This is a genomic window from Lysobacterales bacterium (assembly GCA_014946745.1).
GTDB lineage: Bacteria > Pseudomonadota > Gammaproteobacteria > Xanthomonadales > Xanthomonadaceae > Aquimonas.
Window position 1 is genome coordinate 2,777,411 of record JADCRD010000001.1, and the last position, 26,840, is coordinate 2,804,250.

21 protein-coding genes and 5 tRNA genes are annotated in these 26,840 nt (G+C 64.7%); 2 read left to right on the top strand and 24 right to left on the bottom strand.

Features of this window, described 5'->3' with window-relative positions; all coding sequences use genetic code 11:
• Window positions 1-31 precede the first annotated feature (31 nt).
• The 24 genes from fusA to H4O13_11230 form a co-directional block, all read right to left on the bottom strand.
• Window positions 32-2,122: an elongation factor G gene (gene fusA, locus H4O13_11115; GenBank protein MBE5315938.1), complete on the bottom strand. Its 2,091-nt coding sequence runs from the start codon at window positions 2,120-2,122 to the stop codon at window positions 32-34.
• A gap of 74 nt (window positions 2,123-2,196) precedes the next feature.
• Entirely contained in the window at window positions 2,197-2,664 is a 468-nt protein-coding gene (gene rpsG / locus H4O13_11120; GenBank protein MBE5315939.1) for a 30S ribosomal protein S7, read from the bottom strand.
• Between the two features lie 65 nt (window positions 2,665-2,729).
• Window positions 2,730-3,104, bottom strand: a complete 375-nt coding sequence (gene rpsL / locus H4O13_11125) for a 30S ribosomal protein S12 (protein ID MBE5315940.1) — start codon at window positions 3,102-3,104, stop codon at window positions 2,730-2,732.
• Between the two features lie 238 nt (window positions 3,105-3,342).
• Complete coding sequence (rpoC, locus tag H4O13_11130; GenBank protein MBE5315941.1) at window positions 3,343-7,551, bottom strand: DNA-directed RNA polymerase subunit beta'; 4,209 nt, start codon at window positions 7,549-7,551, stop codon at window positions 3,343-3,345.
• A 119-nt stretch (window positions 7,552-7,670) separates the two neighbouring features.
• Window positions 7,671-11,762: a DNA-directed RNA polymerase subunit beta gene (rpoB, locus tag H4O13_11135; protein ID MBE5315942.1), complete on the bottom strand. Its 4,092-nt coding sequence runs from the start codon at window positions 11,760-11,762 to the stop codon at window positions 7,671-7,673.
• A gap of 245 nt (window positions 11,763-12,007) precedes the next feature.
• Window positions 12,008-12,382 (bottom strand): 50S ribosomal protein L7/L12, encoded by a 375-nt coding sequence (gene rplL / locus H4O13_11140; GenBank protein MBE5315943.1) that lies wholly within the window; start codon window positions 12,380-12,382, stop codon window positions 12,008-12,010.
• A gap of 70 nt (window positions 12,383-12,452) precedes the next feature.
• Entirely contained in the window at window positions 12,453-12,953 is a 501-nt protein-coding gene (gene rplJ / locus H4O13_11145) for a 50S ribosomal protein L10 (protein MBE5315944.1), read from the bottom strand.
• A 322-nt stretch (window positions 12,954-13,275) separates the two neighbouring features.
• Window positions 13,276-13,980 carry a 50S ribosomal protein L1 gene (rplA, locus tag H4O13_11150; GenBank protein ID MBE5315945.1) on the bottom strand — a complete coding sequence of 235 codons (705 nt, stop codon included), beginning with the start codon at window positions 13,978-13,980 and terminating at the stop codon, window positions 13,276-13,278.
• A 3-nt stretch (window positions 13,981-13,983) separates the two neighbouring features.
• Window positions 13,984-14,412 carry a 50S ribosomal protein L11 gene (gene rplK / locus H4O13_11155; protein ID MBE5315946.1) on the bottom strand — a complete coding sequence of 143 codons (429 nt, stop codon included), beginning with the start codon at window positions 14,410-14,412 and terminating at the stop codon, window positions 13,984-13,986.
• 170 nt (window positions 14,413-14,582) lie between these two features.
• A complete protein-coding gene (gene nusG, locus H4O13_11160; protein ID MBE5315947.1) occupies window positions 14,583-15,143 on the bottom strand; it encodes a transcription termination/antitermination protein NusG in 561 nt (186 codons plus the stop codon).
• A gap of 8 nt (window positions 15,144-15,151) precedes the next feature.
• Entirely contained in the window at window positions 15,152-15,529 is a 378-nt protein-coding gene (gene secE / locus H4O13_11165; GenBank protein MBE5315948.1) for a preprotein translocase subunit SecE, read from the bottom strand.
• A gap of 15 nt (window positions 15,530-15,544) precedes the next feature.
• Window positions 15,545-15,620 (bottom strand) — tRNA-Trp (locus tag H4O13_11170).
• Between the two features lie 96 nt (window positions 15,621-15,716).
• Window positions 15,717-16,907, bottom strand: a complete 1,191-nt coding sequence (gene tuf / locus H4O13_11175; protein MBE5315949.1) for an elongation factor Tu — start codon at window positions 16,905-16,907, stop codon at window positions 15,717-15,719.
• Between the two features lie 58 nt (window positions 16,908-16,965).
• Window positions 16,966-17,041 (bottom strand) — tRNA-Thr (locus tag H4O13_11180).
• A gap of 103 nt (window positions 17,042-17,144) precedes the next feature.
• Window positions 17,145-17,218: transfer RNA gene (locus tag H4O13_11185), tRNA-Gly, on the bottom strand.
• A gap of 30 nt (window positions 17,219-17,248) precedes the next feature.
• Window positions 17,249-17,334 (bottom strand) — tRNA-Tyr (locus H4O13_11190).
• Window positions 17,335-17,417: 83 nt separating this feature from the next.
• The gene (ychF, locus tag H4O13_11195) at window positions 17,418-18,509 is read right to left on the bottom strand and encodes a redox-regulated ATPase YchF (protein ID MBE5315950.1); all 1,092 of its coding nucleotides are present in this window, start codon (window positions 18,507-18,509) and stop codon (window positions 17,418-17,420) included.
• Between the two features lie 89 nt (window positions 18,510-18,598).
• Window positions 18,599-19,189, bottom strand: coding sequence for an aminoacyl-tRNA hydrolase (gene pth / locus H4O13_11200; GenBank protein ID MBE5315951.1), 591 nt, complete (start codon window positions 19,187-19,189; stop codon window positions 18,599-18,601).
• A 49-nt stretch (window positions 19,190-19,238) separates the two neighbouring features.
• Window positions 19,239-19,856 carry a 50S ribosomal protein L25/general stress protein Ctc gene (locus H4O13_11205; protein MBE5315952.1) on the bottom strand — a complete coding sequence of 206 codons (618 nt, stop codon included), beginning with the start codon at window positions 19,854-19,856 and terminating at the stop codon, window positions 19,239-19,241.
• A gap of 81 nt (window positions 19,857-19,937) precedes the next feature.
• On the bottom strand, window positions 19,938-20,894 hold the full coding sequence (locus tag H4O13_11210) for a ribose-phosphate diphosphokinase (GenBank protein ID MBE5315953.1): 957 nt from the start codon (window positions 20,892-20,894) through the stop codon (window positions 19,938-19,940).
• A 150-nt stretch (window positions 20,895-21,044) separates the two neighbouring features.
• Window positions 21,045-21,119 (bottom strand) — tRNA-Gln (locus tag H4O13_11215).
• Between the two features lie 28 nt (window positions 21,120-21,147).
• Window positions 21,148-22,008 (bottom strand): 4-(cytidine 5'-diphospho)-2-C-methyl-D-erythritol kinase, encoded by an 861-nt coding sequence (gene ispE, locus H4O13_11220; GenBank protein ID MBE5315954.1) that lies wholly within the window; start codon window positions 22,006-22,008, stop codon window positions 21,148-21,150.
• Window positions 22,001-22,630 (bottom strand): outer membrane lipoprotein LolB, encoded by a 630-nt coding sequence (lolB, locus tag H4O13_11225; protein MBE5315955.1) that lies wholly within the window; start codon window positions 22,628-22,630, stop codon window positions 22,001-22,003. Before lolB ends, ispE begins: the two co-directional genes overlap by 8 nt.
• The gene (locus H4O13_11230) at window positions 22,627-24,336 is read right to left on the bottom strand and encodes a tetratricopeptide repeat protein (GenBank protein ID MBE5315956.1); all 1,710 of its coding nucleotides are present in this window, start codon (window positions 24,334-24,336) and stop codon (window positions 22,627-22,629) included. Before H4O13_11230 ends, lolB begins: the two co-directional genes overlap by 4 nt.
• A gap of 105 nt (window positions 24,337-24,441) precedes the next feature.
• Here H4O13_11230 and H4O13_11235 point away from each other — a divergent pair, with 105 nt between their 5' ends.
• Together H4O13_11235 and prfA are read left to right on the top strand one after the other, a co-directional pair.
• A complete protein-coding gene (locus H4O13_11235) occupies window positions 24,442-25,731 on the top strand; it encodes a glutamyl-tRNA reductase (GenBank protein MBE5315957.1) in 1,290 nt (429 codons plus the stop codon).
• A complete protein-coding gene (gene prfA / locus H4O13_11240; protein MBE5315958.1) occupies window positions 25,728-26,804 on the top strand; it encodes a peptide chain release factor 1 in 1,077 nt (358 codons plus the stop codon). The genes H4O13_11235 and prfA overlap by 4 nt, the downstream gene beginning before the upstream one ends.
• Window positions 26,805-26,840: the final 36 nt, after the last annotated feature.

Below are 26,840 nucleotides of genomic sequence, written 5' to 3' on the forward strand. Positions count from 1 at the left end.
CTTGGAGTCTTGGCTGGAGCGATACGCTCGATCAGCCCTTCTTGGTCACTGCGTCGGCGATGTTCGCCGGCGCTTCGGCGTAGTGATCGAATTCCATCGTGTAGGTCGCGCGCCCTTGGCTCATGGAGCGCAAGGTGGTCGCATAGCCGAACATTTCGCCAAGCGGCACCATCGCGTTGATGACCTTACCGGACGGACTATCGTCCGAACCCTGGAGAATGCCGCGCCGGCGACTGACGTCGCCCATCACATCACCGAGATAATCCTCGGGCGTAACGACCTCAACCTTCATGATCGGCTCTAGAAGGACCGGGCTCGCCTTGGCGAAGGCCTCCTTGAAGGCCATGGATCCCGCGACCTTGAACGCCATTTCGTTCGAGTCGACGTCGTGATAGCTGCCGTCAACGGCGCGAATCTTGATGTCGACGACCGGATATCCGGCAAGTGGGCCCGTGGTCATCGCGTCCTGAATGCCCTTGTCCGACGCCGTGACGTACTCCTTCGGAACCACGCCACCCACGATGGCGCTCTCGAAGGTGTAGCCCGCACCGCGCTCCTGCGGCTCCATCTCGATAACGATATGGCCGTACTGGCCGCGACCACCGGACTGGCGAACGAACTTGCCTTCCTGCTTCACTGACTTGCGGATCGTCTCGCGGTAAGCAACCTGCGGCTTGCCCGTGTTCGCCTCGACGTTGAACTCGCGCTTCATGCGGTCAACCAGAATCTCGAGATGCAGTTCGCCCATGCCTGAAATGATGGTCTGGCCTGACTCTTCATCCGTCCGCACGCGGAAGGACGGGTCTTCCTGAGCCAAGCGACCAAGCGCGATGCCCATCTTTTCCTGGTCGGCCTTGGTCTTCGGCTCAACCGCCATCGAAATGACGGGCTCCGGGAAGATCATTCGCTCCAGAGTGATCACGTTGTTCAGATCGCACAACGTGTCACCGGTGGTGACATCCTTCAAACCGACGGCTGCCGCGATGTCGCCAGCCAGCACTTCCTTGATCTCGTCGCGCTGATTGGCATGCATCTGAAGAATGCGACCGACGCGCTCCTTCTTCGACTTGACCGGGTTGTAGACCTGGTCGCCGCTGTTGAGCGTGCCAGAGTAAACACGGAAGAACGTGAGCGACCCGACGAACGGATCGGTCATGATCTTGAAGGCCAGGGCAGAGAAAGGCTCAGAGTCGCCCGCCTTGCGGAAAGCCTCGCCCTCGTCCTCATCAATGCCCTTGACCGGCGGACGATCCGCGGGAGACGGCAGAAACTGCACGACTGCGTCGAGCATCGCTTGGACGCCCTTGTTCTTGAACGCGGTACCGCAGAACGCCGGGATGATCTCGCACTTGATCGTCCGCTCACGAATGCCATTGATGATCTCGGCTTCGGAGAGCTCACCCTCTTCGAGGTACTTGTTCATCAGCTCTTCGGACGCCTCGGCGGCGGCCTCGACCATGAACGAGCGAGCAGCCTCCACCTGATCCTTCAGGTGCGCCGGAACGTCGCCGTAGGTGAAGGTCGTCCCGTTGGTGGACATGTCCCACTGAATGGCCTTCATCTTCAGAAGATCAACGACGCCTTCGAAGGTATCTTCAGCGCCGATCGCCACCTGCATCGGGACGGGATACGCCCCGAGGCGCGCGCGCAGCTGCTCGATCACTTTGCCGAAGTTCGCGCCGGTACGATCCATCTTGTTGACGAAGGCCAAGCGCGGCACGTTGTACTTGTTCGCTTGGCGCCAGACAGTCTCGGACTGCGGCTGCACGCCACCGACCGCACACAGAACGAACACCGCGCCATCAAGCACTCGAAGCGAGCGCTCCACCTCGATCGTGAAATCGACGTGGCCAGGAGTATCGATGATGTTGAATCGGTGATCCGGCAGCGCGCCATCCATGCCCTTCCAGAAGCAGGTCGTCGCGGCGGAGGTAATCGTGATTCCGCGCTCTTGCTCCTGCTCCATCCAGTCCATGGTGGCTGCGCCATCATGCACTTCACCGATCTTGTGGTTCACGCCGGTGTAGAACAGGATGCGCTCGGTCGTGGTGGTCTTGCCAGCATCGATGTGAGCCATGATGCCGAAGTTGCGGTAGCGCTCGATTGGGGTCTTGCGAGCCACGGGAGTTCCTTTCAGATCTTCAGGCAGCAACGTGCGCGAACCACGCCCGTAAGAGCGCGGCCCGACAGCAACCGTTACCAGCGATAGTGCGAGAAGGCCTTGTTAGCCTCAGCCATGCGGTGCGTTTCTTCGCGCTTCTTGACAGCGCCACCGCGACTCTCGGCCGCGTCCAGCAGCTCGCCAGCGAGCTTGCGGGGCATCGAGGTTTCTCCGCGCTTGCGGGCCGACTCAATCACCCAGCGCATCGCCAAGGCGTTGCGGCGCGAACTACGCACTTCGACTGGAACCTGATAGGTCGCACCACCGACACGGCGAGACTTCACTTCGACTGCCGGGGCCACGTTGCCCAGCGCCTTCTCGACGAGCTCCAGCGGGTTGCCGGACTTCTCGCCAATAACGTCCATTGCACCGTACACAATGCTTTCAGCAACAGACTTCTTGCCGCTCTTCATCACCATATTGATGAAGCGGGCAACCAATTCGCTGCCGTGCTTGGGGTCGGGCAGGACAGAGCGGGTACCGGGCGAACCTTTACGGGACATGATGCGAACCTGATTTGAAAAGATCGGGTAGAACGCGCGCCACGCGTGCGGCGCGCTTGCCTGTGTTACTTCTTCGGGCGCTTGGCGCCGTACTTGGAACGGCCCTGGCGGCGCTTGGCAACACCAACGGCGTCCAAAGAGCCGCGCACGGTGTGGTAACGCACACCCGGCAGGTCCTTGACACGGCCACCGCGAATCAGCACGACCGAGTGCTCTTGAAGGTTATGCCCTTCGCCACCGATGTAGCTGATGACCTCGAAGCCGTTGGTAAGGCGCACCTTGGCCACCTTGCGAAGCGCGGAATTAGGCTTCTTCGGGGTGGTGGTGTAGACGCGGGTGCAGACGCCGCGCTTCTGCGGGCAGCTCGCCAGGGCCGGCGAGGCGCTCTTGTAGGTTTTCGGATGCCGGGGCTTGCGCACCAGCTGGTTGATGGTTGCCATTGCAGAGAGCCTCTAGAAAACAAAGACGAGCCAACCCGGGCCCGCCAAGACCGAGAAGTTTAGCGTGTGCGCACAAAGGCCGTCAACGAGTGACGACCCCTGCACTCGGACTTCGTGTCCGCGAACACGAGGCGCATCCTGCGCCTCATTTCGTTGGTTCTGGACCCTGGGCCCGTTGCGGCTCGCCATGCTCTGGCGAGTCCGAGGCGACCGCCATATGAATGACGGCCAAGGAACATCAAGCGCTTTCGCCGGTATCGGCAACGCCCTCGGGAGCGCCAAGCGCTGAGCTACGGAGGATATCGAGTTCGGCGTCAGTGAGCTCCGTGTCACGGCGACGTCTCTTGCTGTGATAAGCAAGGCCCGTACCGGCAGGAATCAAGCGACCCACGATAACATTCTCCTTCAAGCCCCGCAAGGTGTCGCGCGTGCCGCGCACCGCCGCCTCCGTCAGTACGCGGGTCGTCTCCTGGAACGAGGCCGCGGAGATGAAGCTCTCGGTTGCCAAGGAGGCCTTGGTGATGCCAAGCAGAACCGGGTCGTACTTGGCAACAATGCCGCTGCGCGCGTTGATCTTCTGGTTCTCTTCAATCACGCGCACGCGATCGAGCTGTTCGCCGCGCAGGAAACGGCTGTCGCCGGTATCCGTGACTTCAACCTTGCGCAACATCTGACGAATGATCGTCTCGATGTGCTTGTCGTTGATCTTCACACCCTGCAAGCGATAGACGTCCTGAATCTCCTTGACCAAGTAGGCAGCCAGCGGCTCGACGCCGAGCAAGCGCAGGATGTCCTGCGGGTTCGGCTCGCCGTCCACCACGGTCTCACCCTTCTCGACGTGCTCGCCTTCGAACACGATGATCTGGCGATATTTGGGGATCAGCTCCTCGTGCTCACCACCGTCAGCATCCTTGATGATCAGACGCTGCTTGCCCTTGGTGTCCTTGCCAAAGCTGACCACTCCCGAGCGCTCCGCCAGGATGGCCGGGTCCTTCGGCTTGCGGGCTTCGAATAGGTCGGCGACGCGCGGCAAACCACCGGTGATGTCGCGCGTCTTCGAGGCCTCCTGCGGGATCTTGGCAACAACGTCGCCCACGCCCACTGGAGCGCCGTCCTGCAGGTTGACCACCGAGCGCGGTGGCAGGAGGTACTGCGCCGGCAAGTCGGTGCCGGGAATCGAGAGATCTTTGCCGTTGCCGTCGACGATGCGAATGATCGGGCGCAGATCCTTGCCCGCCGAACCGCGGCGCTTGGGATCGGTGATCTCGATGCTGGCCAGACCGGTGAGCTCGTCGGTCTTTTCGATAGCGGTGACGCCCTCGACCAGATCAACGTAGCGAACGAAGCCAGCGACTTCAGACACGATCGGATGGTTGTGGGGATCCCAGTTGGCCGCCACTTCGCCCGCCTTGATCGCGGCGCCGTCCTTGAAGTTCAGCACTGCGCCGTAAGGCAGTTTGTAGCGCTCGCGCTCGCGCCCGTGGCCGTCCATCACCGAGATTTCGCCCGAACGCGAGACAGCCACGAGGTGGCCGGCCGCATGCTGGACGGTCTTAAGGTTATTGAACTTGACCGTACCGCTAGTGCGCACGGAGACGTTGTCGACCGCCGCTGCACGCGAGGCCGCGCCGCCGATGTGGAAGGTTCGCATCGTCAGCTGCGTGCCCGGCTCGCCGATCGACTGCGCCGCGATCACGCCCACCGCTTCACCGATATTGACGACGTGACCGCGCGCGAGGTCACGGCCGTAGCAGTGACCGCAGACGCCAAAGCTGGACTCGCAGGTGATCGTCGAGCGGACCTGAATGGTTTGCACGCCGGCGTCTTCGAGCTTCTGCACCCACTTCTCATCGAGCAGGGTGTTGCGGGTGACGAAAGGATCCTCGTCGTTGCCCGGCAGATACACATCCTCCGCGACCATACGACCGAGCACGCGCTCGCGCAGCGGCTCGACCACATCGCCGCCTTCGACGATCGGCGTCATGGTCAGACCGTTGCGGGTGCCGCAGTCCACCTCGGTGATGACCACATCCTGGGCGACGTCCACCAGACGGCGGGTCAGGTAACCCGAGTTCGCCGTCTTGAGGGCGGTGTCGGCAAGACCCTTGCGGGCGCCGTGGGTCGAGATGAAGTACTGCAGGACGTCAAGGCCTTCGCGGAAGTTCGCCTTGATCGGCGTCTCGATGATCGAGCCGTCCGGCTTGGCCATCAGTCCACGCATACCGGCCAACTGACGGATCTGTGCCGCCGAACCACGCGCGCCCGAGTCGGCCATGATGTAGATCGAGTTCATGGACTTCTGGTCGATGGTCTCGCCCTTGGCGTTCTGCACCTTCTCGGTGCCGATGCCTTCCATCATCGCCTTGGCGACCTGCTCGTTGGTGCGCGACCAGATGTCGACGACCTTGTTGTAGCGCTCGCCGGCGGTGACGAGACCGCCCTGGTACTGCTCCTGGATCTCCAGCACTTCGCGCTCGGCGCCCGCCAGGATCTGGCGCTTGGCGTCCGGGATGACCATGTCATCAATGCCGATGGAGACGCCCGCACGCGTCGCGTTGCGGAAGCCGGTGTACATCAGCTGGTCGGCGAAGATCACCGTCTCCTTGAGACCCAACTGGCGATAGCAGGCGTTGATCAGTCGGCTGATCGACTTCTTGTTGAGCTCGGTGTTGACGAGTTCGAACGAAAGACCTTCAGGCAGGATCTCGGCCAGCAGCGCGCGGCCGACTGTGGTGTCAACAATGGAGGTCTTGCTGCTGCGGGTGCCGTCCTCGGCAATGTTGGTGAGCTTCAGGCGCACCTTGACCTTGGCATGCAACTCAACCACGCGGTTGTCATAGGCGCGCTGCACCTCACCAAGATTGGCGAAGACCATACCCTCGCCCTTCTTGTTCTCGAGCGCGCGAGTCATGTAGTACAGACCGAGGACGACGTCCTGGGTCGGAACGATGATCGGCTCGCCGTTGGCGGGGCTCAGGATGTTGTTGGTCGACATCATCAGCGCACGCGCTTCCAGCTGGGCTTCCAGCGAGAGCGGCACGTGCACGGCCATCTGGTCGCCGTCGAAGTCAGCGTTGAACGCGGTACAGACCAACGGATGCAGCTGGATGGCCTTGCCTTCAACCAGCACAGGCTCGAAGGCCTGGATGCCGAGACGGTGCAGGGTGGGCGCGCGGTTCAACATCACCGGATGCTCGCGGATTACCTCTTCGAGGATATCCCACACCTCAGCCGACTCACGCTCGACCAGCTTCTTGGCTGCCTTGATGGTGGTGGCCAGGCCGCGGCGCTGCAGCTTGGAAAATATGAAGGGCTTGAACAGTTCGAGCGCCATCTTCTTCGGCAGGCCGCACTCGTGCAGGCGCAGCGTCGGACCGACCACGATGACCGAACGACCGGAGTAATCGACGCGCTTGCCGAGCAGGTTCTGGCGGAAGCGGCCCTGCTTGCCCTTGATCATGTCGGCCAGCGACTTCAGCGGGCGCTTGTTCGTGCCGGTGATGGCGCGGCCGCGACGGCCGTTGTCCATCAGGGCGTCGACCGACTCCTGCAGCATGCGCTTTTCGTTGCGCACGATGATGTCCGGCGCGGCGAGCTCCAGCAGGCGCTTCAGACGGTTGTTGCGGTTGATGACGCGACGGTACAGATCGTTGAGATCCGAGGTAGCGAAGCGACCGCCGTCGAGCGGTACGAGCGGGCGCAGATCCGGCGGGAGCACGGGCAGCACCGTCATCACCATCCACTCGGGGCGATTGCCCGATTCAATGAAGGCTTCCATCAGCTTGATGCGCTTGGACAGGCGCTTGAGCTTCGTCTCGCTGTTGGTGGAGGCGATCTCCTCCTTCAGCTGCGCCAGCTCGGCATTGAGGTCGATCGACTTCAGCAGCTCGTAGACCGCTTCCGCGCCCATACGCGCGTCGAAGTCGTCGCCGTGCTCGGTCACCGACTGCAGGTACTGCTCTTCGGTCAGCAGCTGGCCGCGCTCCAGCGGGGTCATGCCCGGCTCGATGACGCAGTAGGCTTCGAAGTACAGGATGCGCTCGATGTCACGCAGCGTCATATCCAGCATCAGGCCGATCCGCGACGGCAGCGACTTCAAGAACCAGATGTGCGCAACTGGGCTGGCCAGATCGATATGGCCCATGCGCTCGCGGCGCACCTTGGCCAAGGTCACTTCAGTGCCGCACTTCTCGCACACCACGCCGCGGTGCTTCATGCGCTTGTACTTGCCGCAGAGGCACTCGTAGTCCTTGATCGGGCCGAAGATCGCCGCGCAGAACAGGCCGTCACGCTCCGGCTTGAAGGTGCGGTAGTTGATCGTCTCGGGCTTCTTCACTTCGCCGTAGGACCAGGAACGGATCAAGTCCGGCGAGGCCAGCGCGATCTTGATGGCGTCGAAATCGAGCGTCTGGCGCTGCTGGTTGAAGAGGTTAAGCAGGTCTTTCATTGCAGTCTCCGGGATTCGGGAGTCGGGAGTCGGGATTCGTCAGAGCGGGGATTCGGTCGTCAGGACAGCTCGGCTTGCGCCTTTGCGAATCCCAGATCCCGAATCCCCAATCCCGTTCCTCAGTGCTCTTCCAGCTCGATGTTGATCGCCAGCGAACGGATTTCCTTGACCAGCACGTTGAAGGACTCGGGCATGCCCGCGGCCATCTCGTGGTTGCCGTCGACGATGTTCTTGTACATCTGGTTGCGGCCCTGCACGTCGTCGGACTTCACCGTCAGCATTTCCTGCAGGGTGTAGGCCGCGCCGTAGGCTTCCAGCGCCCAGACTTCCATCTCACCAAAGCGCTGGCCGCCAAACTGCGCCTTACCGCCCAGCGGCTGCTGGGTGACGAGCGAGTACGGGCCGGTCGAGCGCGCGTGCATCTTGTCGTCAACGAGGTGATTCAACTTCAGCATGTACATGTAGCCCACGGTGACCGCGCGATCGAACGCCTCACCCGTGCGGCCGTCGTACAGCGTGGTCTGACCCGATTCGGGCAGATCCGCGAGCTTCAGCATCGCCTTCAGTTCAGCTTCGTCGGCGCCGTCGAACACCGGGGTTGCCATCGGCACGCCAGTGGTCAGGTTCTTCGAAAGCGCAAGGATTTCGTCGTCGCTGAGCTGCGAGAGATCCTCACGCAGCGAACCGCGAATGCTCTTGTCGTGGTTGTAGATCTGGTCGAGGAAATCGCGCAGTTCTTTGACCTTGCGCTGCTCGTCGAGCATCCGCTGGATCTTCTCGCCCAGGCCCTTCGCGGCCCAGCCCAAGTGGGTTTCCAGCACCTGGCCGATGTTCATGCGCGAAGGTACGCCCAGCGGGTTCAGGACGATGTCGACCGGACGGCCGTCGGCCATGTAGGGCATGTCCTCGACCGGCTGGATCATCGAGATCACACCCTTGTTGCCGTGGCGACCCGCCATCTTGTCGCCCGGCTGGATACGACGCTTCACCGCGAGGAAGACCTTGACCATCTTCAGCACGCCCGGCGCCAGATCGTCACCTGCAGTGATCTTGGCGCGCTTGTCGGCGAAACGCTTCTCGAATTCCTTCTTGTGCGCTTCGATCTGCTTCTGCGCGCGCTCGATGAAGTCAGCGGCGTCCTCGTCCTTCATGCGGATCGAGAACCACTCGTCCTTCTTCAGGCTGCCCAGGTACTCGTCGGTGATCTCGGCGCCCTTCTTGAGGCCCGCCGGACCGCCATTGGCCACGCGGCCCAGAATCTGGGTGCGCAGGCGGGCGAAGATCGCGCCCTCCAGGATGCGGAACTGGTCGTCGAAGTCTTTCTTGACCCGACGGACTTCCATTTCCTCGATCTGCTTGGCGCGCTTGTCCTTCTCGATGCCGTCGCGCGTGAACACCTGCACGTCGATGACGGTGCCGTCCATGCCCGGAGGCACACGCAGCGAGCTGTCCTTCACGTCCGAGGCCTTCTCACCGAAGATCGCTCGCAACAGCTTCTCTTCCGGGGTCAGCTGACTTTCGCCTTTGGGCGTAACCTTGCCGACCAGGATGTCACCTGCCTGCACCTCGGCGCCGATGTAGACCACACCGGACTCGTCCAGTCGGCCCAGTGCCTGCTCGGACACGTTGGGGATGTCGGCGGTGATTTCCTCCGGCCCCAGCTTGGTATCGCGGGCGACGCAGGTCAGCTCTTCGATGTGGATGGTGGTGTAGCGGTCCTGCTTGACCACCTGCTCCGAGATCAGGATCGAGTCTTCGAAGTTGTAGCCGTTCCACGGCATGAAGGCGATCAGCATGTTCTGACCCAGCGCCAGCTCACCGATGTCGGTCGAGGGGCCGTCCGCCAGGACATCGCCACGTTCCACCCGGTCACCGACATGTACCAGCGGGCGCTGGTTGATGCAGGTGTTCTGGTTGGAGCGGGTGTACTTGGTCAGGGTGTAGATGTCGACGCCCGGGTCGTTCTCGCCGATCTCGGCTTCGTTCACGCGCACCACGATGCGCGCCGCGTCGACCTGGTCGATCACGCCGCCGCGCTTGGCCACGGCATTAACGCCCGAGTCGCGGGCCACATCCTTCTCGATGCCGGTGCCGACCAGCGGGGTCTGGGCACGCAGGGTCGGAACAGCCTGACGCTGCATGTTCGCCCCCATCAGGGCGCGGTTGGCGTCGTCGTGCTCGATGAAGGGCACCAGCGCCGCCGCGACCGAGACGGTCTGCATCGGCGAGACGTCCATGTACTGGATCTCGGCCGGCGCCATGAGCAGCGACTCACCCTGGTAACGGCATGGCACGAACTGCTCGATGAACTTGCCGTCCTCGGTCAGGTTGGCGTTGGCCTGCGCCACCGCGAACTCGGCTTCTTCGATCGCCGAGAGGAAGTCGATCAGGTCGGTGACCTTGCCATCGACCACGCGACGGTACGGCGTCTCGAGGAAGCCATAGCGGTTCGTGCGGGCGTACACGGCCAGCGAGTTGATCAGGCCGATGTTCGGACCTTCCGGCGTTTCGATGGTGCAGACGCGGCCGTAGTGGGTTGGGTGCACGTCGCGGACTTCGAAGCCGGCGCGCTCGCGAGTCAAGCCACCCGGCCCCAGCGCGGAAACGCGGCGCTTGTGGGTGACTTCCGACAGCGGATTGTTCTGGTCCATGAACTGCGAGAGCTGCGAGGAGCCAAAGAACTCCTTGATCGCCGCCGCGACCGGCTTGGCATTGATCAGCTCCTGCGGCGTGAGGCCTTCCGATTCGGCCAGAGAGAGGCGCTCCTTGACGGCACGCTCAACGCGCACCAGTCCCACGCGGAAGGTGTTCTCGGCCATCTCGCCCACCGAGCGTACGCGACGGTTGCCGAGGTGGTCGATGTCGTCGACTGTGCCCTTGCCGTTGCGGATGTCGATCAGCACCTTCATCACCGACAGGATGTCGTCGTTGCTCAGCACGCCTGAGCCCTCGACCTCCTTGCGCCCAACGCGGCGGTTGAACTTCATGCGCCCGACGCCCGACAGGTCGTAGCGCTCGGTCGAGAAGAACAGGTTCTGGAACAAGTTCTGCGCGGCTTCCTTGGTCGGCGGCTCGCCCGGACGCATCATCCGGTAGATTTCGACCAGGGCTTCCAGCTGGGTGCGCGTCGGGTCGATGCGCAGGGTGTTCGAAATGTAGGCGCCGCGGTCGAGGTCGTTGACCCAGATCGTGCCGAGGTTCTGCACGCCGGCCTTGCGCAGCTTTGCCAGATGGTCCTCATGCAGCTCGTCGTTGGCCGAGGCCAGCAGCTCGCCGGACTTCGGGTCGACAACGTCGTGCGCCAGAATGCGGCCGAGCAGGTACTCGTCGGGCACTTCGAGAGCGCTGATCTTGGCCTGCTCCAGCTGCTTGACGTGGCGGGCCGTGATGCGCTTTCCGGCCTCGACGATGACCTTGCCGTCAGCGACCAGATCGAAGTTCAGCGTCTCGCCGCGCAGACGCTCGGCGACCAGCTCAAGCTCAACGCCTTCCGGCAGCAGGCTGAAGCGGTTGATCTCGAAGAAGGTCTCGAGAATCTCGGGGTTCGAGAAACCCAGCGCGCGCAGCAGCACCGTGACCGGCAGCTTGCGGCGGCGGTCGATACGGGTGAACAGCGCGTCCTTCGGGTCGAACTCGAAATCCAGCCAGGAGCCGCGATACGGGATGATGCGCGCGCTGTACAGCAGTTTGCCCGAGCTGTGGGTCTTGCCGCGGTCGTGGTCGAAGAACACGCCGGGCGAGCGGTGCAGCTGGGAGACGATGACGCGCTCGGTGCCGTTGATGATGAACGTGCCGTTGTCGGTCATGAGCGGCAGTTCGCCCATGTAGACCTCTTGCTCCTTGACGTACTTCACCGCCTTGTTCGAAGCCGGGCTGTCCTTGTCGTAGATCACGAGGCGCACGGTCACGCGCAGCGGCGCGCCATAGCTCATGCCCCGGTTGCGGCACTCGCGCTCATCGAAGGCCGGCTCGCCCAGCTTGTAGCTGACGTACTCAAGCGCTGCATTGCCGCTGTAGCTGCTGATCGGGAAGACCGACTTCAGGGCGCCGTGGAGGCCCTGCTCGCTCCGCTGCGCGGGAGCGATGTGCTCCTGCAGGAACTCGCGGTAGGAGTCCACTTGGATCGCCAGCAGAAACGGCACCTCGAGGATCGAGGAACGCTTGCCGAAATCCTTGCGGATGCGCTTCTTTTCGGTGAAGGAGTAGGTCATGGCCGAAGTACCACCCTGGTTGTGCTGGAGCGGCCGCGTCGTGGCACCGATCCGGGAAAGTAAGCGTGCGTTGCAGCCCTTGCGGGCCGCGATTGGAGCTGGGTCCTGGAGCAGGGCGCAGGTCCAATCGGGGCCTGTCAATCAGTGGAGCGCACTACGAGTACCGCAGAGACGGACGAAAGCCCGGGGGCTTTCGCCCCCAGGCTCGTTCGCGCGACGTTCAAGCGCGCGACGCAAAGCGTCGCTTACTTGATTTCGACCTTGGCGCCGGCGTCTTCCAGTTCCTTCTTGAACTTGGCTGCGTCTTCCTTGCTGACGGCTTCCTTGACCACGGCCGGCGCGCTCTCGACCAGGTCCTTGGCTTCCTTCAAGCCGAGGCCGGTGATGGTGCGGATGGCCTTGATCGCGTTGACCTTGTTGGCGCCGGCTTCGGCCAGGATCACGTTGAACTCGGTCTGCTCTTCGACCGGGGCGGCGGCGGCGGCGGGGCCGGCAGCCATCATGACCGGGGCGGCGGCGGTGACGCCGAACTTCTCTTCAGCGGCCTTGACCAGGTCCATGACCTCGAGAAGGGTCATGCCGGCGATCGCTTCGAGGATCTGCTCGTGGGTGAGAGACATCGTTTTCTACCTCTGGAATGGATTCTGGAAACTGTGGATTCGATGCGGCCCGCGAGGGGTCCGCGGGCGGTCAGGCCGCCTGCTCCTGCTGCTTGTCGCCAACCGCCTTGACCACGCGCGCGAAGCGGGTGGCGGGCTCAACGAGCACGCTGAGGAACATGGCGATCGCCTGGTCGCGGGTCGGCAGCGAAGCAAGCACATCAACGTGCGAGCCCGGCAGCAACCTGCCGCCCATCGAGACCACCTTGGGCTGGAGCTTGTCGTTGCCCTTGGCGAACTCCTTGATCAAGCGCCCGGCGGCGCCGGGATCTTCTAGCGAGAACGCATACAGCAGCGGGCCGACCAGTGCGTCCTTGACGCACTCGAATTCAGTACCCGCCATCGCGCGCGCAGCCAGCGTGTTCTTGGCAACCTTCAAGTACACGCCGGACTCGCGAGCCTTCTTGCGCATCTCCGTCATCTTGCTGACGGTCGTGCCCGCGTACTCGGCTGCGACCAAGGAGTGGGCCTTGGCGGCGATCTCCGCCAGCTCGGCGACCACTTCTTGCTTTTGAGTCAGATTGAGAGCCATTGCACTCCTCCGTATGAAATTCCGCAGGCGCTGTGTCAGCCGCGCGCGGTCCCTGGCGGTGGCCTTCCTTGGTCACCGGAGACGTCGACGACGTCCCGTTGGTAGCCGGCTTCGAGAATTCCAGAAGGTCGGCACCATCTACGCAGGCATGTCGGCGCGACGCCAACGGTTTAAGCCACGCAACAAGGAGAGCAGCCGTGACTTTCGCCCCGGATCGCCCTCCTCCTTGAGTAACACCTGCGGTCTTTGACGGCGGCCACTCGCGTGGCTGCCTCCAAAACATGCCGCGCGCCTGGCGGGCGCGCGGCCATTAATGCCGTGATCAGACCTTGAGCGAGAGGCTCGACTGGTCGACCGTGATGCCGATGCCCATGGTGGTGGACAGCGAAATCTTCTGCAGATAGTGGCCCTTGGACGCGGCGGGCTTGGCCTTGATCAGATCGCCCAGCAGCGCATGCAGGTTGCCCTTCAGCGCCTCAGCATCGAAGCTGGCCTTGCCGATCGTGCAGTGGATGATGCCGGCCTTGTCAGTGCGGTAGCGGACCTGACCGGCCTTGGCGTTGCGCACGGCTTCGGCGGGGTTGGCGCTGACAGTGCCAACCTTCGGGTTCGGCATCAGGCCGCGCGGACCGAGCACCTGACCGAGCTTACCGACCACACGCATCGCATCCGGAGTGGCGATGACAACGTCGTAGTTTAGGTCGCCGCCCTGCATCTTCTCGGCCAAGTCGTCCATGCCGATGGCCTCCGCGCCGGCCGCGACAGCTTCATCCGCCTTGGCGCCAGGAGGGCAGAACACGGCGACGCGAACCGACTTGCCGGTGCCGTTCGGCAGCACGGTTGAACCGCGGACCTGCTGGTCCGACTTGCGGGCATCCACGCCCAGGCGCACGGCCACGTCAACGGACTCGACGAACTTGACCTTGCTGCTGTCCTTGAGGATGCGCAGGACGTCGTCGATGGCGTAGGTCTTGCCGGGCTGCACCAGGCTCTGCATCGCCTTGAAACGCTTAGAAATCTTTGCCATGACTTAGCCCTCCACCACCAGACCCATGCTGCGGGCAGAACCCGCAATCGTACGCACACCCGCCTCGATGTCGGCTGCCGTCAAATCGGCCTGCTTGGCCTTGACGATCTCCTCCAGCTGGGCGCGAGTGACCTTGCCGACCTTGTCGGTGTTGGGACGCTTGGAGCCTGAAGTGATGCCCGCGGCCTTCTTCAGCAGCACAGTCGCCGGGGTGCTCTTGGTGACGAAGGTGAAGGTACGGTCGGAATAGGCCGTAATGATGACCGGAGTCGGCAGGCCCGGCTCCATCTTGGAAGTCGCGGCGTTAAACGCCTTGCAGAACTCCATGATGTTCAGGCCACGCTGACCCAGGGCCGGGCCGACGGGCGGGCTGGGGTTGGCCTGACCGGCCTTGACCTGCAGCTTGATGTAGCCAACAACTTTCTTTGCCATGACATTAACTCCTCGGGTTCAAGCGCCGCGCGGTGTTATGCACCGGTATGGCTCCCCGTTGGTTGCTTGATTCGGGATCAGGGACGGAGGATTCGACCTTCGCAAGAGCAGCCAGCGGTGCGCTGCCTACACTTGCGAGATCGGAATGCCGATTCCCGATTCCCGGCCTCTCAGGCCTTCTCTACCTGGGTGAACTCAAGTTCCACCGGGGTCGAGCGACCGAAAATAAGCACCGCCACACGCAGGCGGCTCTTCTCGTAGTTGACTTCCTCGACAGTGCCGTTGAAGTCGTTAAAAGGTCCGTCAATCACCCGAATCATCTCGCCGGGCTCGAACAGAATTTTGGGCCGCGGCTTCTCAACGCCATCCTGAACGCGCTGGAGGATGCGGTCGGCTTCGCTGTCCTTGATGGGCAGCGGCTTATCGGCCGTACCGCCAATGAAGCCGAGCACCTTGGGCGTGGTCTTGACCAGATGCCAGCACTCGTCATCGATCCGCAGGCCACCGCCTTCGCCATGGGTTTCGATTTGAACCAACACGTAGCCTGGAAAGAACTTCCGCTCGCTGCGGCGCTTCTGTCCGCCACGCATCTCGATGATCTCTTCCGTCGGCACGAGGACATCGCCGAAACGCTCCTCAATGCCCGAGCGCGCGATGCGGTCGATCAATGCTTTCTTGACCTGCTGCTCGAAGCCGGAATACGCCTGCACCACGTACCAACGCTTGCTCATGTCCGCCCTCACGCCCCCAGAAGGGCGCGAACGCCGGTGGAGATGATCAAATCGAACAACGCAAGGATCAGGCTGATGATGATGACGACCACCATGATCAGGCCCGTAGTGCGCATCGTTTCCTGACGCGTGGGCCAAACCACCTTGCGAAGCTCGAACCGCGTTTCCGCAAAGAACTCCCGCGTTTCCCTGCCTTTGGCGGTCAGCATGAAAACGCCGATGGCGAGACCAACGCACACGAGCATGCCAACAACGCGCAAAGCGGTTGGAGCCGTCGAGAACCAATAGAAGCCAGCCAATGCGCCGACGACCAGAAGGCCGGCGATGACGTATTTGACGATGTCACTTGTGGACACCGCTTCGTTCTGTACGACCTTTGCGTTCATCCGGGTCTTCTGAAATGGCACGCCAGGAGGGACTCGAACCCCCAACCTGCGGTTTTGGAGACCGCTGCTCTGCCAATTGAGCTACTGGCGTACACGAGGTTACGAAGCGTCAAACTCCGAAAAGGCCGAAGGCGAGCCTGGATGGGGCTCGCCTTGGCCAGCCTTCCCACGAAGGGAAGGCGCTATCTTACTGGATGATCTTGGCGACAACACCGGCGCCGACGGTACGGCCGCCTTCGCGGATCGCGAAGCGCAGGCCTTCTTCCATCGCGATCGGGGCGATCAGCGTCACGTTCATCTTGATGTTGTCGCCCGGCATCACCATCTCGACGCCTTCCGGCAGCTCGATCGAACCGGTCACGTCGGTCGTACGGAAGTAGAACTGCGGACGGTAGCCCTTGAAGAACGGCGTATGACGGCCGCCTTCGTCTTTCGACAGCACGTACACCTCAGCTTCGAACTGGGTGTGCGGCTTGATCGAACCCGGCTTGCAGAGCACCTGGCCGCGCTCCACGTCGTCGCGCTTGGTGCCGCGCAGCAGCAGGCCGGCGTTGTCGCCCGCCTGACCCTGATCCAGCAGCTTGCGGAACATCTCGATGCCGGTGACCGTAGTCTTGACCGTCGGGCGAATGCCCACGATTTCGACTTCGTCACCGACTTTGATCACGCCGCGCTCGATACGGCCCGTCACCACGGTGCCGCGGCCCGAAATCGAGAACACGTCTTCCACGGGCATCAGGAAGGTCTTGTCGATGTCGCGCTCAGGCTCCGGAATGTAGGTGTCCAGCGCATTCACCAGCGCAATGATCGACGGCACGCCGATCTCGGACTGGTCACCTTCCAGCGCAAGCTTCGCCGAACCCTTGACAATCGGGGTGTCGTCGCCCGGGAAATCGTACTTCGACAGCAGCTCGCGGACTTCCATCTCCACCAGCTCCAGCAGCTCGGCGTCATCCACCATGTCCGCCTTGTTCAGGTAGACCACGATGTAGGGGACGCCAACCTGGCGGGCCAGCAGGATGTGCTCGCGCGTCTGCGGCATCGGGCCGTCAGCGGCCGAGCACACCAGAATCGCGCCATCCATCTGCGCCGCGCCCGTGATCATGTTCTTCACGTAGTCGGCGTGACCCGGGCAATCCACGTGGGCGTAGTGGCGGTTGGGCGATTCATACTCGACGTGCGAGGTCGAGATCGTGATGCCGCGCGCTTTCTCTTCCGGCGCCTTGTCGATCGCGTCGTAGGCCTTGAACTCGCCGCCGAAACGCTCCGCGCCCACCTTCGTCAGCGCCGCCGTCAGCGTCGTCTTGCCGTGGTCAACGTGACCGATCGTGCCCACGTTCACGTGCGGCTTGGTGCGCTCGAACTTACCCTTGGCCATGGCTTTGGTATCCCGGTGAACTGAAGATTCGGAAAGTGAGGATAGGTGCCGTGAGAGATGGTGCTCATGACTGGAATCGAACCAGCGACCTCTTCCTTACCAAGGAAGTGCTCTACCGACTGAGCTACATGAGCACGCAATTTTTGAACCCAGCCTTCACCCCTCGGCGAGGGTGGAGACCGATAAGTCTTGGCGGCCTTTGGCTCGCCCTGACCTTCGAACTTCAGCTAACAGCGGTGGAGCGGGAGACGGGGATCGAACCCGCACCATCAGCTTGGAAGGCTGAGGTTCTACCATTGAACTACTCCCGCTTGGATCTGCAAGCCGAAGCCATCAAACGGTGGTGGAGGGAGGTGGATTCGAACCACCGAAGGCGTGAGCCAGCAGATTTACAGTCTGCCCCCGTTGGCCGCTTGGGTATCCCTCCAACAGAGAGCCCCGCATTTTCAACGTCGAAATGGCATCTGTCAATGCCGGATCGCGAAAAAGTTTGCGCGAGGCGCTGGAAGCTCAGACGTTGAAGCGGAAATGCAGGACGTCGCCCTCCTGGACGATGTACTCCTTGCCTTCGAGCCGCAGGCGCCCAGCCTCCTTGCACCCCCCTTCCCCGCGATACCTGATGAAGTCGTCGAAAGCCATGGTTTCTGCGCGGATGAAGCCGCGCTCGAAGTCGGTGTGGATCACACCCGCCGCCTGGGGGGCAGTGGAGCCCGCCTTCACGGTCCAGGCGCGCACTTCTTTCACACCGGCGGTGAAGTAGGTCTGCAGACCGAGCAGCGTGTAGCCCGCGCGGATGACCTTGTTGAGGCCGGGCTCATCGAGACCAAGGTCGGCGAGGAAGACATCGCGGTCGGCATCCTCAAGCTGCGAGAGCTCCTCTTCGATGGCCGCGCAGACGGACACGACTTCGGCGCCTTCGCCCGCTGCGCGCTCGCGTACGCGATCGAGATGAGGGTTGTTGGAGAACCCGTCCTCGCGCACGTTGGCGATGTACATCACCGGCTTCGCCGTAAGCAGGAAAAGCTCGCGCAGCAGGGCGCGCTCGTCGCCGTCCAGCCCCATGCCGCGCACGGGTTTGCCCTGGTCGAGATGGGCGCGCACGCGCGTCAGCAGGTCGCGGCGCAGGGCGGCGTCCTTGTCGCCGGCCTTGGCAGCGCGCTCATAGCGATTCAGCGCCTTCTCGACGCTTTCGAGGTCCGCCAACGCGAGCTCGGTGTCGATGGTGTCGATATCGGCGATCGGGTCGACCTTGCCAGCCACGTGCACGATGTCGCCGTGCTCGAAGCAACGCACCACGTGCGCGATCGCATCGGTCTCACGGATGTTGGCCAGGAACTTATTGCCCAGGCCCTCACCCTTGCTCGCGCCCGCAACCAGGCCGGCGATATCGACGAACTCGACGGCCGTCGGGATGATCTTCTGAGGCTTGACGATCTCCGCCAGCTGGCCGAGCCGCGGATCCGGCACCGGCACCACGCCCACGTTGGGGTCGATCGTGCAAAAGGGAAAGTTGGCCGCGGCGATGCCCGCCTTGGTCAGGGCGTTGAACAGGGTGGACTTGCCCACGTTGGGGAGTCCGACGATGCCGCATCTCATGGCCATGGGCTTGGAGTCCGGGATTGGGGATTCGGGATCGGGGATTCGAAGGAGCAGAGACGGCCGGGGCGCAGGCTTGCGCCCATCCCGAATCCCTAATCCCGAACCCCGGTGTTCGTATGCAGCCTCTTCATCGCCTCGGCGAGGTCGCCGCGCAGCAGCAGCGGCAACTGGTCAAGGGCGGCATCCAGGCTGCGCTGGATGGCGATCTCGTCGTCGCGACCGGGCCGTCCTAGCACCCAGGGCGTGACCTTGTCCTTGTGGCCGGGGTGGCCAATGCCGACCCGAAGCCGATGGAACTTGCCGTGGCCCAGATGGGCGAAGGCGTCGCGAAGGCCGTTCTGGCCGCCGTGGCCGCCGTCGAACTTGAGCCGAGCCGTGCCGGCAGGCAAGTCGAGCTCATCGTGCGCCACCAGCATCTCGGCCGGCTCGATCTTGAAGTAGCGCAAAGCAGCAGCAATGGACTGGCCGCTGCGGTTCATGAAGGTCGCGGGCTTGAGCAGCCAGAGCTGGTGGCCTTCCACGCTCACCCGCGCGGTCTCACCCTTCAGTTTGGCTTCGTGAGCCAAGCGTGCGCCCGCCTTCTCTGCCAGACGGTCAACGAACCAGAAACCCGCGTTGTGGCGGGTGTGGGCGTAGTCACTGCCTGAGTTGCCCAGGCCGACGATCAGTCGCAGCGCGCTCATGCGGCAAGGCAGATCCCGCCGGCACGATCGCCGGCGGGATCGGCAGGTCTTACTTCTTCTCTACTGCGGCTTCGTCGGACTCGCCGGCCTTCGACTGGCGGGCGATCACCACGGCAACGTCATGCTCCTTGCCCAGCTTCAGCTCAGGAATGGTGACGCCAGCCGGCAGCTTGATGTCGGACAGGTGCAGGGTGTCGCCGGCCTTCAGCGCGACCAGGTCGACTTCAATGAACTCCGGCAGGTTGCCCGGCAGGCAGGACACTTCGACTTCGTTGACTTCGTGGGTGATCACGACGCCGCCGGCCTTGCCCGCCGGCGAGGTTTCCTGGTTCAGGAAGTGCAGCGGCACGCGCACGCGGATCAGCTCGTCGGCGGAGACGCGCAGGAAATCCATGTGCATGATCAGCGGCTTGACCGGGTGACGCTGCATGTCGCGCAGGATGACCTGCTGCACCTGACCATCGACGTTCAGATCAAGGATCGAGCTATAGAACCACTCGTGCGCGGCGGCCAGCCACACGGTGTTGTGGAGGATCTCGATGCTGGTCGGCTCGGCGTGACCGCCGTAGACGACCGCAGGCACCTGGCCCGAACGACGCAGGCGGCGGCTCGCACCCTTCCCTGCATCCTTGCGGACGGTAGCCTTGATTTCATGCTGGGTTGCCATTGTGTGTTGCCTTTCTTGCTTGAGATAAGCCGCTTTGCAGCGGCCTGGAGCCCACCCCGCGACCAGGGTGGGCGGATGGCGTCAGTCGACGTAGAGCGAGCTGACGGATTCTCCGAACGCGATGCGGCGGATGGTTTCCGCCAAGAGCTCGGCCACGCTGAGCTGGCGGATGCGGCCGCAGGCGCGAGCCTCATCCGAGAGCGGGATGGTGTCGGTGACCACCAGCTCGTCGAGCTGGCTGCCGTTGATGTTGCTGATCGCGGCACCCGACAGTACCGGATGGGTGCAGTAGGCGACGACCTTGCGCGCGCCGTGATCCTTCAGGGCTGCGGCCGCGGCGCACAGGGTGCCGGCGGTATCGACAATATCGTCTACCAGTACACAGGTTTTTCCGGACACGTCGCCAATGATGTTCATCACCGTTGCGACGTTGGCGCGGGGCCGGCGCTTGTCGATGATCGCGAGATCGGCATCATCGAGGCGCTTGGCGATCGCACGCGCACGCACCACACCGCCGACATCCGGGCTCACCACGATCAGATCCTTGGTGCCCTGGGTACGCCAGACATCGGCCAGCAGCAAAGGCGAGGCGTAAACGTTGTCGACCGGGATGTCGAAGAATCCCTGGATCTGATCGGCATGCAGGTCAACCGTCAGCACGCGGTCGGTGCCCACTGCGCTGAACATGCGCGCAGCCACCTTGGCGGTGATCGGCACGCGCGCCGAGCGCGGGCGGCGATCCTGGCGTGCATAGCCGAAGTACGGCACCACCGCGGTGACGCTGGCCGCCGAGGCGCGCTTCAGCGCGTCCACCAGCACCAGCAGCTCCATGAAGTTTTCGGCGGTGGGGGCGCAGGTTGGCTGCACCACGAACACTTCCTGACGGCGCACGTTCTCTTCGATCTCGACCTGCACTTCGCCGTCAGAGAAGCGGCCGACCAAGGCCTTGCCGGGTCGCACGCCCAACTCGCGGCAGACCGCGTTGGCCAGCGGGCGATTGGCGTTGCCGGTGAAAACGAGGATGCCGTCAGTATTCACATCGCACCTGTGGGCCGCTTGCAGCAGCCGAATGGACGGGCCCGCCACCGCGGCGCGCCCTGAAACTGCGCGGGCGCGGACTCCGTGTCCGACGCATCGCCTAGCGCCGCTGCCGCGTGAAGCGACACTCGGCGGATGCCACCGCGAATCTGGCTGGGGCGGCAGGATTCGAACCTGCGAATGCCGGAATCAAAATCCGGTGCCTTACCACTTGGCGACGCCCCAACACTTGCAACTCTCGGCCTCTACGGCCCTATGTCTCCAACGCTTGCAGCAGGGGCGAAACATCGAGCCCCCGACAGACCCAGCTGCGCCAGCGCGGCGGGAGCCGCTGCTGCGCCGCCTCGGCCTGGGCGCGCGATGCGAAGCGCGCGAAACAACAGCCGCCGGTACCACTCAATGCGACCTGGGTAGCGGCCGCGCCGGCCGCCGCCCTGAGCCCCTGCAGCGCTTCGCCCACCGTGGGCGAGCGCGTCACCAGCACCGGCTCGAAGGCATTGCCCGCGCTTGCACCGGAAGCGAAGCCCGCAATTGTCGCGGGGGGCGCATCCCGTGTCAATTCAGGTGCTTGGAACAAGTCCGCGGTGGGTACCGAAACCCCGGAATCCAGAACGAGATACGTCGCTTCGCCAAGCGCCAGCGGCTGCAGTCGCTCGCCGACACCTTCTGCCCAGGCGGAACGGCCGCGCACAAAGACCGGCACGTCCGCCCCCAGCTGCAGGCCAAGGGCCGCCAGCCGTTCGGGACCGAGCGCCAGCCCCCACAGGCGATTCAGGCCCAACAGCACCGCGGCCGCGTCCGAGCTGCCGCCGCCCAGCCCACCGCCCATCGGGATGCGCTTGTCCAAGGTGATCGTGACGCCAGCGCCGGGCTTCGCCATCGGCTGCAGCAGGCGGGCGGCGCGCACGCACAGGTCGTTCTCCGCGGACACACCCGGCGCACCGGACGCGCGCTCGATGCGGCCGTCACGGCGGGCTTCGAGACGCAGCTCATCGCAGAGGTCGATCAGCTGGAACACCGTCTGCAGCACGTGGTAACCATCGGCGCGGCGACCGACGATCTGCAGGAACAGGTTCAGCTTGGCGGGCGCCGGCAGGACCAGCGTCTCAGTCATCGCCGAGCTCCCAGCGGTCGACTACCAGACGCACGCGGCGCTCACCGGACTCGGCGAACACCCGCACCGGCAAAGGCAGGCCGTCGACCTCGCCCCAGTTGCGGTACTCGATGCGCCAGCCGGCCTGCTGCAGCAGCGCGGGCAGGCCCTGCTCGCCGAAGGCGATATCGGCTTCACCGCGCGTGCGGGCGCCGCGCACCCAGGCGCGCAGCTGCTCCAAAGGCATCGACCAGCCCGCCGCGCGATGCAGCAGGGCCTCGGGATCGCGGTCCTCGATCGCGCCTTGGCCATGTCCTTCGAGCCGGGCGCCCGAGGCGTCGCCGCTCAAGCGCCAGCTCTGCCGGCTGACCGGCGCACTCAGCTCGATGGTGTAGGCCTCGCCGCGCTGCTCCCAATCGATGCGCCCGCTGCCGCCCTCGCCTTGGCCGGAAACCGCAAGGCGACCCGTGAGTCGCCAGTGTTCGATCTGGGCCAGCGCCGACTCGCGTCCCGACTGGGCCGCCAGCAGCTCGGCGTCCGGCCCTCGCAGCGGCGCGCGCGCGCAGCCGGCAAGCAGCGCAGCGAACAGAGAAAGCCACAGCCAGGGCCGCGACGCGGCCCGCAGATAGCTCGGCCGCCTCATGGGCCGAACTGCTCGCGCAAACGCTGGATGGCGCGGTTTTCCGGGTCCAGCCCGGCGCCCTTTTGCCAGATCTCGCGGGCTTCGTCTTCGCGCCCCAGCGCCGCGAGCACCTCGGCGAGATGTGCGGCAATCTCGGCGTCCTCCTGGCCGGCGAAGGCGCGCTGCAGGTAGTCCAGGGCTTCCTTGTGACGGCCGAGCTTGAACAGCACCCAGCCCATGCTGTCGAGAATGGCCGGCTGCTCAGGGGACAGCGCCAGCGCGCGCTCGATGTAGCCGAGCGCTTCCTGGTAGTCAGTGGTGCGGTCCGCCATGGTGTAACCCAAGGCGTTCAGGGCGTCCGCGTCCTCGGGGTCCTCGGTCACCAGCACCTGCAGGTCGATGATGGCCTCGGGCACGCGATCCAGCCGTTCGTAGGTCAGGGCGCGCGCATAGAGGAGCGCGCGATCGCCCTCGAAGATCTGCAGGCCGCGATTCAAGGCGTCGATCGAGGGCACAAGCTCGCCGCGACGGTTCAGAAGTTCAGCTTCAAGCAGGAAGGCATTGCGCAGGGTCTCGCCGTCCTCGCTGTCGCTGCTCTGCACCGTTTTCAGGGTTTCGATGGCCTCAGCTGCGCGTCCGGCCTGCTCCTGCAGCACGGCGATGCGCAGCTGCGCGGGCAGGCGCCGGGCCGGGTCGCTGACCGCCGAGTACCAGCGCAGCGCCTCCTCGCCAAGCTCCAGCACCTCGGCGATCTGGCCGAGCAGAAAGCGGCGATCGTCGCTGATGTCGGCGTCGAACACCGTGGTCTCAGCGCTCGACTCGGGGCCGATCGCAGCCACCGCATCGGCCTTGATCAAGCCATACAGAGCCTGCAAGGCGTCGGACTCGCCCAGTCGCGCGAGATAGGCGGCACGGCCGGCGAAGGTTGCATCGCTTTGCTCGCCTTCGGCCAGCAGCTCGGCGGCGCGCTCGGGCTGGCCCAGCCCGTCGAGCAACGAGGCCGCACGCAATCGCTCGGGAATATCGGTCAAGCCCAGTGCGAGCACGGCGTCCAGCGCGGCCCCTGCGGCTTCCGTGCGCTGCTGTCGCAGCAGCACTTCCGCGCGCCACAGGCCGACCCGTCGGTCCTTGGGAAACACCTCGCCAGCACGCTCCACCACGCGCGCTGCGAGGTCGGCGTCGCCCCACTGCTGGGCCAGACCGCCCAGCGCCACCCACAGCCCGAACTCGGCTGGCAGGCCAGGCGCGTCCAGCACCCGCGCGAGCACGTCGAGCGCCGGTGTGCCGCTGCCGGCCAGGGCCTGGATGGCGAGCCGCTGGCCCTCCTCACCTTCCTCCATCAGTGCGACCAGACCTTCCGCGGCCTCGTCGAAGCGCTGTTCGCGAATCAGGGCGACCTGCTCGAACTGGCGTCCGCCCAGCGACTCGGGGTCCAGTTCACGCCAGCGCTTGAGGGCATCCAGCAGGAGCAGGCGCTCGTCGGCCAGTAGCGCCACGCGGGCGGCGCGCTCGGCCACGCTGGGGTCTGAGGACTGCTTGGCGGCTTCCACATAGGCCATCGCGGCCGCAGCGGAATCGCCCTGCTGCAGGGCGAACTCGCCTTCAAGCAGGGGCAGCAGGGCATCGCCCAGCACCGGCGCGGGCGGCCGCGCTTCGTCGGCGTCAGCGGCCGGCGAAGGGCCAGCCAACGCAAGGAGCAGCAGCAGGTAGAATGCGCGCGCGTTCATCGACCTTCTTGCAGTGTCCGGCGCCCGCCGCAGGCTGCGGCGAACCGGGCCGGAATATCGCCCGCAGTGTACCCGAACCCCCCTTCCGACCGTCCGCAGCGACGCCTGCTGGCGCTGGGCCTGAGCCACCAGACGGCACCTGTCGCCCTGCGCGAGAAGGTGGCGTTCGGCCCTGAGCGCCTGCCCGCCGCGCTGGCCGCGCTGCTGGCGCGGCCGGGTGTGGAGGAAGCCGCGGTCGTCTCGACCTGCAACCGCACCGAGATCTACTGCAGCGTCGGCGAGGGTTTCGAGGGCGAACCCGCGCGCTGGCTGGCGGAGAGCCACGGCCTGGAGCTCGACAGCCTGCGCAGCTGCCTTTACCAGCATCAGGACGGCGAGGCCGTACGCCATCTGTTCCGGGTAGCCACCGGGCTCGACTCGCTGGTGCTGGGCGAACCGCAGATCCTCGGCCAGGTCAAGGACGCCTGGCAGCAGGCGCGCGACGCCGGCGGTCTGCGCTCGGGGCTCGACCGCCTGTTCCAGCACGGCTTCGCGGTCGCCAAGCGCGTGCGTACCGACACCGATATCGGCGCCCATCCGGTCTCCGTCGCTTTCGCAGGCGTGCGCCTAGCGCAGCAGGTGTTCAGCGATCTGAAAGAGGCCAGCGTGCTGCTGATCGGCGCGGGCGAGACCATCGAGCTGACCGCCCGCCACCTGCTGGAGCAGCAGGCCAAGCGCCTGCTGGTCGCCAATCGCACGCTGGAGAACGCGCAGGCCCTGGCCGCGCGCATCGGTGGCTATGCCCTGCCGCTCAGCGAGCTGGGGCGGCACTTGCACGAAGCCGACATCGTGATCTCAGCCACCGCCGCGCGCGAACCGATCCTGCACCGCGCCGACCTGGCCCAGGCGCTGCGCCAGCGCAGGCATCGGCCGATGTTCCTGCTCGATCTCGCCGTGCCTCGCGACATCGCCGAAGACGTGGCCACCCTAGAAGACGTCTTTCTGTACACCGTCGACGACCTCGACCAGGTGATCGAGGAGAACCGTCGGTCACGGCAGGCCGCCGCGCGTGAGGCCGAAGCCATCATCGACCTGCAGGTCGAGCATTTCCTGGGCTGGTGGCGCGCCGCCGACCGTCAGGGCCTGATCCGCGACATCCGCAGCCAAGCCGAGCGCGAGCGCGACGCCGTGCTGATCCGGGCGCAGCAGATGCTGGCCCAGGGCAAGCCGGCCGATGAAGCCCTGCGCTACCTTGCCCACACGCTCACCAACAAGCTGCTGCACGCGCCCTCGGCGCGGCTGCGCCAAGCCGCACAGCGCGGCGAGCTGGAGCTGTTCCGCGCCGCCGAACAGCTGTTTCAGGGCGCCGAAGCCGGCGACAGCGCTGGCGATGAATCCTCACGCGAACCGCAATGAGCCCAAGCATCCGCAGAAAACTCGACGCACTCGCCGAGCGCCACGAAGAGGTCGGTCTGCTGTTGGCGGCCCCTGAAGTCGCCGCCGACAACAAGCGCTTCCGCGAACTCTCGCGCGAGTACGCCCAGCTGGAGCCGCTGACCCGCGCCCTGCGCGAGTACGACGGCGCCAGCGCCGAGCTGGAGGCCGCGCGCGCCCTGCTCGCCGACCCTGACATGCGCGACATGGCGCAGGAGGAGATCGAGCGCCTGCAAACGCGCCTGATCGAGCTCGACACCGAGCTGGGCCTGCTCCTGCTGCCGCGCGATCCACGCGACGAGGCCAATATCTTCCTCGAGATCCGCGCCGGCACCGGCGGCGACGAGGCGGCGATCTTCGCTGGCGACCTCTTCCGCATGTACACGCGCTACGCCGAGGCGCGGCGCTGGAATGTCGAGCTGCTCTCGGCCAGCGAGGGCGAACACGGCGGCTTCAAGGAAGTGATCGCGCGAATCGAGGGCCAGGGGGCGTTCTCGGCGCTGAAGTTCGAGAGCGGCACCCACCGCGTGCAGCGCGTGCCCGCCACCGAAAGCCAGGGCCGCATCCACACCTCGGCGGCGACGGTCGCCATCCTGCCCGAGCTGGACGAGATCGAAGACATCGAGATCCGCGACGCCGACCTGAAGGTCGACACCTTTCGCGCCTCGGGCGCCGGCGGCCAGCACGTCAACAAGACCGACTCGGCGATCCGCATGACGCATCTGCCGACCGGCATCGTGGTCGAGTGTCAGGACGAACGCAGCCAGCACAAGAACCGGGCCCGCGCGCTCAGCCTGCTCAAGGCGCGCCTGCTCGACGAGCAGCGCAGCCAGCAGACCCAGGCCCAGGCCGAGTCGCGGCGCCTGCAGGTGGGCTCGGGCGACCGCAGCCAGCGCATCCGCACATACAACTTTCCGCAGGGCCGGGTCACCGACCACCGCGTCAACCTGACCCTGTACCGCCTGCCCGAGATCGTGGCCGGCGACTTGGGCGAGCTGATCCAGACGCTGACCCGCGAGGCCCAGGTCGACGAGCTCAAGCTGCTCGGCCAGTAGCGCGCGCCGGGCTACCATCGCGCGTCCCCCGGAGAC

Bases quoted from the DNA above. Each gene is read 5' to 3' on its own strand.
- rplL (MBE5315943.1), bottom strand. From the start codon at position 12,382: ATGTCTCTCACCCACGAGCAGATCCTCGAAGCGATCGCCGGCATGACC.
- rplJ (MBE5315944.1), bottom strand. From the start codon at position 12,953: ATGGCTCTCAATCTGACTCAAAAGCAAGAAGTGGTCGCCGAGCTGGCG.
- H4O13_11230 (MBE5315956.1), bottom strand. From the start codon at position 24,336: ATGAACGCGCGCGCATTCTACCTGCTGCTGCTCCTTGCGTTGGCTGGC.
- rpsG (MBE5315939.1), bottom strand. From the start codon at position 2,664: ATGTCCCGTAAAGGTTCGCCCGGTACCCGCTCTGTCCTGCCCGACCCC.
- H4O13_11205 (MBE5315952.1), bottom strand. From the start codon at position 19,856: ATGGCAACCCAGCATGAAATCAAGGCTACCGTCCGCAAGGATGCAGGG.
- rpsL (MBE5315940.1), bottom strand. From the start codon at position 3,104: ATGGCAACCATCAACCAGCTGGTGCGCAAGCCCCGGCATCCGAAAACC.
- nusG (MBE5315947.1), bottom strand. From the start codon at position 15,143: ATGAGCAAGCGTTGGTACGTGGTGCAGGCGTATTCCGGCTTCGAGCAG.
- lolB (MBE5315955.1), bottom strand. From the start codon at position 22,630: ATGAGGCGGCCGAGCTATCTGCGGGCCGCGTCGCGGCCCTGGCTGTGG.
- rplK (MBE5315946.1), bottom strand. From the start codon at position 14,412: ATGGCAAAGAAAGTTGTTGGCTACATCAAGCTGCAGGTCAAGGCCGGT.
- tuf (MBE5315949.1), bottom strand. From the start codon at position 16,907: ATGGCCAAGGGTAAGTTCGAGCGCACCAAGCCGCACGTGAACGTGGGC.
- prfA (MBE5315958.1), top strand. From the start codon at position 25,728: ATGAGCCCAAGCATCCGCAGAAAACTCGACGCACTCGCCGAGCGCCAC.
- ispE (MBE5315954.1), bottom strand. From the start codon at position 22,008: ATGACTGAGACGCTGGTCCTGCCGGCGCCCGCCAAGCTGAACCTGTTC.
- ychF (MBE5315950.1), bottom strand. From the start codon at position 18,509: ATGGCCATGAGATGCGGCATCGTCGGACTCCCCAACGTGGGCAAGTCC.
- secE (MBE5315948.1), bottom strand. From the start codon at position 15,529: ATGAACGCAAAGGTCGTACAGAACGAAGCGGTGTCCACAAGTGACATC.
- pth (MBE5315951.1), bottom strand. From the start codon at position 19,189: ATGAGCGCGCTGCGACTGATCGTCGGCCTGGGCAACTCAGGCAGTGAC.
- rpoB (MBE5315942.1), bottom strand. From the start codon at position 11,762: ATGACCTACTCCTTCACCGAAAAGAAGCGCATCCGCAAGGATTTCGGC.
- rplA (MBE5315945.1), bottom strand. From the start codon at position 13,980: ATGGCAAAGATTTCTAAGCGTTTCAAGGCGATGCAGAGCCTGGTGCAG.
- rpoC (MBE5315941.1), bottom strand. From the start codon at position 7,551: ATGAAAGACCTGCTTAACCTCTTCAACCAGCAGCGCCAGACGCTCGAT.